This window comes from uncultured Porphyromonas sp. (genome assembly GCF_915070105.1).
Lineage (GTDB): Bacteria > Bacteroidota > Bacteroidia > Bacteroidales > Porphyromonadaceae > Porphyromonas.
In genome coordinates this window covers 1-7,631 of record NZ_CAJZFJ010000089.1, presented here as the reverse complement: position 1 = coordinate 7,631, position 7,631 = coordinate 1, and the positions used below count along the sequence as shown (strand labels likewise).

The window sequence follows — 7,631 nt, the reverse complement described above, 5'->3', positions numbered from 1 at the left end:
CCGGGGGTCGTCACGGGGGACAACGTCCTGCACAACAAGGAGAATAACTACCTCGCAGCCCTCTACCTCCCCGAGGGAGGGCAGGGGAGCTTAGCCCTGCTGGACATCTCTACGGGGGAGTTCCTCGTCTCCGAGGGTACGGTCGAGCACCTAGATAAGCTCCTATCCTCCTACCAGCCGAAGGAGGTGCTCGTGGAGCGGAAGGCTCGTGCGGCCTTTGACCGAACCTTCGCTTGGCGGGGCTTCGTCTTCGAGGTGGAGGACTGGACGTTTGCTGTAGAGAACAACCGCCAGAAGCTACAGAACCAGCTTGGAGTGAAGAGCCTCAAGGGGCTAGGCCTAGAGCAGAAGCCCCTATCCATAGCCTCCGCAGGTGCTATCCTTAATTACCTAGAGCTCACCAGCCATAACGAACTCAGCCACATCACCACCCTGCGCAGTATAGACCGACTGGGGATGATGCGGCTCGACAGCTTTACCTTCCGTAGCCTAGAGATCCTCCAGTCGATGAGCCCCGAGGCGGGACATAGTCTGCTGGACGTAGTAGACGCTACGGCGACGCCTATGGGAGGACGACTGCTCAGACGCTGGCTCTCCTTCCCTCTGATTGACCTCGAGGAGATTCATAGACGACAGCGCATTGTGGGCACACTGGTGCGTGATAGCGAGCTACGTCGCGAGCTCGGCGAATGCTTCGCTGGCATCGGTGACCTAGAGCGTATGACGAGCAAGGTCGCCATGGGGCGCATCTCCCCCCGAGAGGCTCGTGCCTTGGCGCAGGCTCTGCGTGCTGTGGGTGAGGTAGCCCAGCTAGCACAATCCACCCCAGAGGAGAGCCGTCAGGAGCTACGTCAGTTGGCGGAGCATCTGGAGCTCTGCGAGTCCCTCGTGGAGGACATCGAGCAGAGCTTGACCGAGGAGCCCCCTGCAGCCCTAGGACGTGGTGCAGTGATCGCCTCGGGGATCAATAGTGAGCTAGATGAACTCCGTGACCTCTCAGCCCACGGCAAGGACTACCTCGTACAGCTACAGGACAGAGAGAGCAAGCAGGCAGGTATACCGCTAAAGATCGCCTTCAACAACGTCTTCGGCTACTATGTCGAGGTACGCTCGACCCACACCAAGGATGTGCCCGAGAGCTGGACACGCAAGCAGACGCTGGTCGGTGCAGAGCGGTATATCTTCCCCGAGCTCAAGGAGTACGAGGAGAAGATACTCGGAGCAGAGGAGCGCATAGCGGTGCTGGAGGGACGTCTCTATCAGGAGCTCGTCCTGCGCATAGCTCGCTACATACAGCCCCTGCAGCGCAATGCCCGTACGATAGCCCAGCTAGACTGCTTGACCTCGCTTGCCCTAACGGCTGAGACCAATCGCTACGTTTGTCCCGTGGTGGACGAAGGGCGAGTGATAGACATCAAGGCTGGTCGTCACCCCGTGATCGAGCGACAGCTCCCCTTCGGCGAGAGCTACGTACCTAATGATGTACGGCTTGGCTCTGATGACACCCAGATCATGGTCATCACCGGGCCTAACATGAGCGGTAAGTCCGCACTCCTTCGCCAGACAGCACTCATTACCCTGCTAGCTCAGATTGGCTCCTTCGTCCCTGCCGAAGCGGCACATATAGGACTCATTGATGGGATCTTCACCCGAGTGGGTGCTTCGGACAATATCTCTCGGGGCGAATCGACCTTCATGGTCGAGATGCAGGAGGCAGCGAGTATCCTCAACAGCCTCTCTGACCGATCACTCATCCTCTTCGACGAACTCGGGCGAGGTACGAGCACCTACGACGGTATCTCCATCGCTTGGGCGATCATTGAGTACCTTCATGACAACCCCTTTGGCCGCCCCAAGACCCTCTTCGCCACCCACTACCACGAGCTCAACGACCTAGAGAGTAGGCTGGAGCGTGTGAAGAACTACAATGTCTCCGCCCGAGAGGTGGAGGGCAAGATGCTCTTCCTGCGCAAGCTCATCGCTGGAGGCAGTGAGCATAGCTTCGGTATCCAGGTCGCCCGCCTAGGCGGTATGCCTCAGTGTATCACACAGCGTGCTACGGAGATCCTCGAGCAGCTCGAGCAAGCACACCTACACGAGGTGACAGGGCTCGGCTCAGAGATCAAGATCACGAGGGCAAGCAAGCCCACCAGCACACCAAGCGAAGGGGTGCAGGGGGTACAGATGAGCTTCTTCCAGCTCGATGATCCCGTCCTCTCTGACATACGTGAGCGTCTCCTGCAGGTGGACATCAATAGCCTAACCCCTCTGGAGGCACTGAACAAACTGAGCGAGATACAGCGCCTACTGACGACACCCCAATAATCCCCCCTTCCCATGCCCTATCTACAGCTGACACTACACTACCACTATCCCACCAGCGAGACCTCTATCTCTGACGAAGACCTCAGCGACTGGCTGATCTCCGAGCTGGGCACCATAGGCTTCGAGAGCTTCGAGCAGGGTGAGGGGATGGTGAAGGCCTTCATCCCCGAGCAGGACTATCGTGAGGAGGCGACACGTGAGCTCCTCACCGCCTTCCCCCTCGAGGGCTTCACCTGCGAGTTCGCTACGGAGCTCCTCCCCGAAGTTAATTGGAATGAGGAGTGGGAGAAGAACTACTTCCAGCCTATTCTCCTCGGCGAAGGACAGTGCCTCATACGTGCCCCCTTCCATGAGCCCCGTCCCGAGCTACCGATGGAGATCATCATTAGCCCCAAGATGGCCTTCGGTACTGGTAACCACGAGACGACCTCTCTCATCTGCTCCTGGCTCCTCGGGCACGATCTCGGGGGACTACGTGTGCTGGATATGGGCTGTGGTACGGGGATCCTCGGCATCATCGCACTAAGGCGTGGAGCTTCCTCTCTCACCGCCATAGACATAGACCCCTGGGCCTATGAGAATGTCCATGAGAACGCTGCCCTCAATGCCGTCTCTGTCGATGAGATCATCTGCGGTGATGCCTCCGCCCTAGAGGGTAAGGCTTCCTATGACCTGATCCTGGCGAACATCACCCGCAACATTCTCCTGGTGGATATGCCTCGCTACGTAGCCGTCATGCACTCGGGCAGTAGACTACTCCTTAGTGGCTTCTACGAGGAGGACATACCGCTCCTCGTAGATCGGGGTGCGGAGCTCGGCCTAGAACTCGTCTCGAGCACTTCGCGCCACCGCTGGTCACTCGTCGAGCTCCTCAAGCCTTAACCTCACCGACCCTACTCATCAACTCATACATAGTATAGACCAATGACACGAACGACTACCCTTCGGCTCCTAGCCCTTGCCCTCACGGCGCTCGTCTCGGCATCCCGCTCAGAGGCGACACAGCATGGTCGCCCACGACTAGTGGTCACGATGATGGTAGACCAGATGACCTGGGACTATCTCTATCGCTATCAAGCACGCTTCGTCGAGGGAGGCTTCAAGAGACTACTCTCTCGGGGCTTCAACTGCGAGAATACACGCATCAACTACATCCCTGCCTACACCGCCATCGGTCATAGCTCCGTACACACGGGTAGCGTACCCGCTATCCACGGCATAGCAGGCAACGACTTCTTCAAGGACGGCAAGCCCATCTACTGCACGCAGGACACCCTCGTAGCCTCCGTAGGGGTACCCAATGGTAAGAGTGGTCAGATGTCTCCACGTAACCTCCTGACGACCACCATCGCCGACGAGCTGCGTATAGCCACCAACTTCCGCTCCAAGACCATCGGCGTCGCCATCAAGGACAGAGCCTCTATCCTTCCCGCTGGGCATACGACAAACGGTGCCTATTGGCTCGATGATGCCTCGGGGCACTTCATCACGAGTACTTACTATCGTACAGACCTGCCCGAGTGGGTCAAGAAGTTCAATGCACGTGGTCGAGTCAAGGAGCTCCTCAGCCAAGGCTGGAAGCCTCTCTATGACCTCAAGACTTATCGGGAGAGCACTGCCGATAAGAACGACTACGAGCAGCCCTGGGGCAAGAAGGGTGAGATCCCCGATACCCTACCTCTCGACACCAAGGCCTTGATGAAGACCGAGGGACTAGGGGTGATCCGCACGACGCCCTTTGGCAACACACTGACCTTTGAGATCGCCAAGGCGGCTATCGAGGGCGAGCATCTGGGCGAAGGTGAGGATACCGACTTCCTCGCCATGAGCCACTCGGCGACGGACTATGTGGGACACCGCTACGGGACGTTCGCTGTGGAGACGGAGGACACCTACCTGCGCCTAGACCGAGATCTAGCTGACTTCCTTAGCTACCTAGATAAGAAGGTCGGGGAGGGCGAATACCTCTTCATCCTCACCGCCGACCACGCTGCAGCGCATAACCTCACCTTCGACAAGGATCACAAGATCCCCGGCGAGGCGCTACGCTCCGACATCGCGCGTCAGATCATCGACTCCGTGGTAAATAAGACCCTCGGAGCGAATGCCCGTGTCATACGTGCGTACTTCAACTATCAAGTATTCTTCAACGATGCCCGTATCGACTCCCTCGGTATAAACCGCAGCGCCCTACAGCGCACCATCTGTCAGGCCCTCAAGGACAAGCTCCCCGGTGTCGCCTATGCCATCCCTGCAGACGAAGTCGTAAGCGCCCCCATCCCCGAGGCGATCAAGACACGTATCATCAATGGCTACCGCAAGGGGCGTAGTGGCGACATCTTCGTCATCCCCGATCCAGGATGGTACTCCAAGGGTAGTGCGGAGACCCCACGTGGCACGACGCACGGTGTCTGGTCGCCCTACGACACGCATATTCCCCTCATCTTCATGGGTAAGGGTATCCGTCAGGGGCATCTCTACCGTGAGACGAACATCACGGACATCGCCGCCACGCTAGCTGCGCTACTGAAGACCCAGTACCCCAGTGGCTGTATCGGTCATCCCATCACCGAGGCCTTCGTAGACGAAGACTAACAAGACGCTCCACCCTCATTCACACAAAGGACAGGGGTAGGGAATAAATCAAAGCGACACACTGAGCCCTAGCTCAGTGTGTCGCTTTTACTTTGCGTGACAGGGGTAGGCAGTGGCTACTGCGCTACCTTGCGGTCGGTGAAGATGTAGACCCTATCACCGGGGCGAACCTTCTCGGGGACTGCGATCGAGCAAACCTGCCCCTTGACAGCACGCTCTACGGAGTCCATCTCGACACGGATCTCCTCGATAGTGAAGCGTACAAGCCCCGTCGTCTGACCCGTGATGAGGATCTCGTCCCCCACCTTGAGTTCCCCGCTCTCTACGGCAAACTCCCCGACACCGATCTTGGAGAAGTACTTATTGGTCTTCGCTACATAGACCTTCTGCTTCGTGGCGGAGGAGCCATAGCTCGAAGTCCATTCCCCGAGCCTTTGCCCTAGATAGTAGCCATCCCAGAAGCCACGGTTGAAGACCTCGCCGAGGTGCTTGTCCCACTGCTCCACGCGTGCCTCATCGAACGTCCCAGCGAGGTAACTGTCTACTGCCTCTCGGTAGGCACGCACAACAGCATCGACGTACTCGGGACCACGGGCTCGACCCTCGATCTTGAGCACCCGCACCCCCGAGTCCAGCATCTTGTTGAGGAAGTGGATGGTCTTGAGGTCCTTGGGGGACATGATGTATTCGTTGTCTACCGCCAGCTCGATACCGGTCTCCTTGTCCCGCACCTCGTAGGAGCGACGGCAGACCTGTGAGCAGGAGCCACGGTTGGCACTCTTGCCGTGCTCATGTAGGCTTAGGTAGCACTTACCCGAGACCGCCATGCAGAGGGCTCCGTGGGCGAACATCTCGATACGTATGGGCTGACCTCCAGGCCCCAGGATGGGCTCCTCGAGGATAGCTCGGTGGATAGCTGCCACCTGATCCATGTTCAGCTCACGGGCTAGGACCACGACGTCGGCGAACTGGGCATAGAAGCGCAGCGCCTCGACATTGGTGATATTGAGCTGGGTAGAGAGGTGTACCTCTACACCGATACTACGTGCGTAGAGCATCGGGGCGACATCGGCAGCGATGATGGAGGAGACCTCGGCGTCCTTGGCAGCGTCTATGATACGACGCATGAGCTCGAGGTCTTCGTCATAGATGATCGTATTGACGGTGAGGTAGCTCTTGACGCCGTGCTCACGGCATATAGCTGCTATGCGGTAAAGGTCTTCGGTGGTGAAGTTATTGGCACTCTTGGAGCGCATGTTCAGCCCCTCGATGCCGAAGTATACAGAGTTAGCCCCCGCGTTGATCGCCGCCATGAGCGACTCGTATGACCCGACGGGAGCCATGATTTCATATTCGTTCCTATTCATTAGTGATAAACATTCATTTAGCCCACAAAGATAGTGCAAAATGAGCCAGCCTAAGGCCAAAGTACCCCAGCACAATAGCCTACTCTCAGCGCCTGCAAAGTCCTCCTCCTCCGTAAATGTCCCCCTACGAGCGCTCTTTGACAAAGCCCTCAAGAGCCCCACCAACAGGGCTACAGAGAGGGGATAGGAATGCTCTTGGTATGACCTGTGTAATCACCTATGTAAGGTGATGGATGCGGACATACCGAGAGCGCAGTAGCGATCATACCGAGAGCGTTGTCGTCACCTTACATAGGTGATTACACAGGTCATACCGAGTCCGCTCCACCCTATCTCAATATGGCCTATATCCCCCTGTAGCTATCTGCCTGACGGAGAGCGCTAGACCGCACGGGCTACCGCACCTAGAGTGGGGGAGTGTAGGATAGGACTAGAGAGCGATAGGTCTGATAGGAGTAAAAGGTATAATAGGTGCGATAGGTCCAATAAGTCCAATAGGTCTAATATGTAGTCTGCGAAGGCCTGACTAAGGTCGCTGGGTCGAGGTGGGTAGGAGGCGATAGCCCTGCTGGTGGGTGGTGGGTTAGGTAGAGCTAGGCGGACATAATATACATGGTCGATAGGGTGGTCTAGGAGCAGGGCTGGGGTAGTCTGTATAGTCGTAGATAGGTGGGGAGGTAGATGGGTCGTAGCAGTAGAGGTGCGGAGCGGGTATAGCTGGCGGGGTGGGCTAGGTGCAGGGCTGGGATAGTCTGTATAGTCATAGATAGGTGGGGGCGGTAGATGGGGCGTAGCAGTAGAGGTGGGGAGTGGGTATAGCTGGCGGGGTGGGCTAGGTGGAGGGCTAGGGTGGAGGGCATTAGGCTTATTTGACCTATTGCACCTATTAGACCTAGGTGATATGTGGGATCGGTCGAATATGTGGGATAGGTGCGATAGGTCTAATAAGTCTAATAAGTCTAATAAGTCTAATAAGTCTAATAAGTCTAATAAGTCTAATAGGTAGTCTGCGAAGGTCTCACTAAGCTCGCTGGGTGGAGGTAGACGAGGGGAGTAAAGGGGCTGTCGGGAGGGGGAGATTTGGCGGTATCGAAATTTGTTGTACCTTTGCAGTGCAAACGGGTCAGCCCAGGTGGCGGAATTGGTAGACGCGCTCGTTTCAGGTGCGAGTGTTCAAAAGACGTGCAGGTTCGAGTCCTGTCCCGGGCACTCCACTACGAAAGAGAGAGTCTATCGTTTGCAAGAGATCTTATAAATACGCGGGTGGTGAAATTGGTAGACACGCTACTTTGAGGGGGTAGTGCCGGTTACGGCGTGTGAGTTCAAATCTCATCCCGCGTACAA

General features: G+C 57.0%; 5 protein-coding genes and 2 tRNA genes. 5 read left to right on the top strand and 2 right to left on the bottom strand.

The features are described from left to right. The 3 genes from mutS to pafA form a co-directional block, all read left to right on the top strand. A partial coding sequence (gene mutS, locus QZ554_RS07780; RefSeq protein WP_297195627.1) for a DNA mismatch repair protein MutS occupies nucleotides 1-2,325 on the top strand: 2,325 nt, incomplete at its 5' end. Nucleotides 2,326-2,337: 12 nt separating this feature from the next. After that, the gene (gene prmA, locus QZ554_RS07775) at nucleotides 2,338-3,207 is read left to right on the top strand and encodes a 50S ribosomal protein L11 methyltransferase (protein WP_297195625.1); all 870 of its coding nucleotides are present in this window, start codon (nucleotides 2,338-2,340) and stop codon (nucleotides 3,205-3,207) included. A 42-nt stretch (nucleotides 3,208-3,249) separates the two neighbouring features. After that, entirely contained in the window at nucleotides 3,250-4,920 is a 1,671-nt protein-coding gene (gene pafA / locus QZ554_RS07770) for an alkaline phosphatase PafA (RefSeq protein ID WP_297195623.1), read from the top strand. A 116-nt stretch (nucleotides 4,921-5,036) separates the two neighbouring features. Here pafA and QZ554_RS07765 read toward each other — a convergent pair whose 3' ends face one another. Then, the gene (locus QZ554_RS07765) at nucleotides 5,037-6,287 is read right to left on the bottom strand and encodes a U32 family peptidase (RefSeq protein ID WP_297195621.1); all 1,251 of its coding nucleotides are present in this window, start codon (nucleotides 6,285-6,287) and stop codon (nucleotides 5,037-5,039) included. Between the two features lie 629 nt (nucleotides 6,288-6,916). Continuing rightward, a complete protein-coding gene (locus QZ554_RS07760; RefSeq protein ID WP_297195619.1) occupies nucleotides 6,917-7,147 on the bottom strand; it encodes a hypothetical protein in 231 nt (76 codons plus the stop codon). A 266-nt stretch (nucleotides 7,148-7,413) separates the two neighbouring features. Here QZ554_RS07760 and QZ554_RS07755 point away from each other — a divergent pair. After that, nucleotides 7,414-7,496, top strand: a tRNA-Leu gene (locus QZ554_RS07755). A 48-nt stretch (nucleotides 7,497-7,544) separates the two neighbouring features. Continuing rightward, a tRNA-Leu gene (locus QZ554_RS07750) sits at nucleotides 7,545-7,628 on the top strand. The last annotated feature ends 3 nt before the right edge of the window (nucleotides 7,629-7,631 follow it).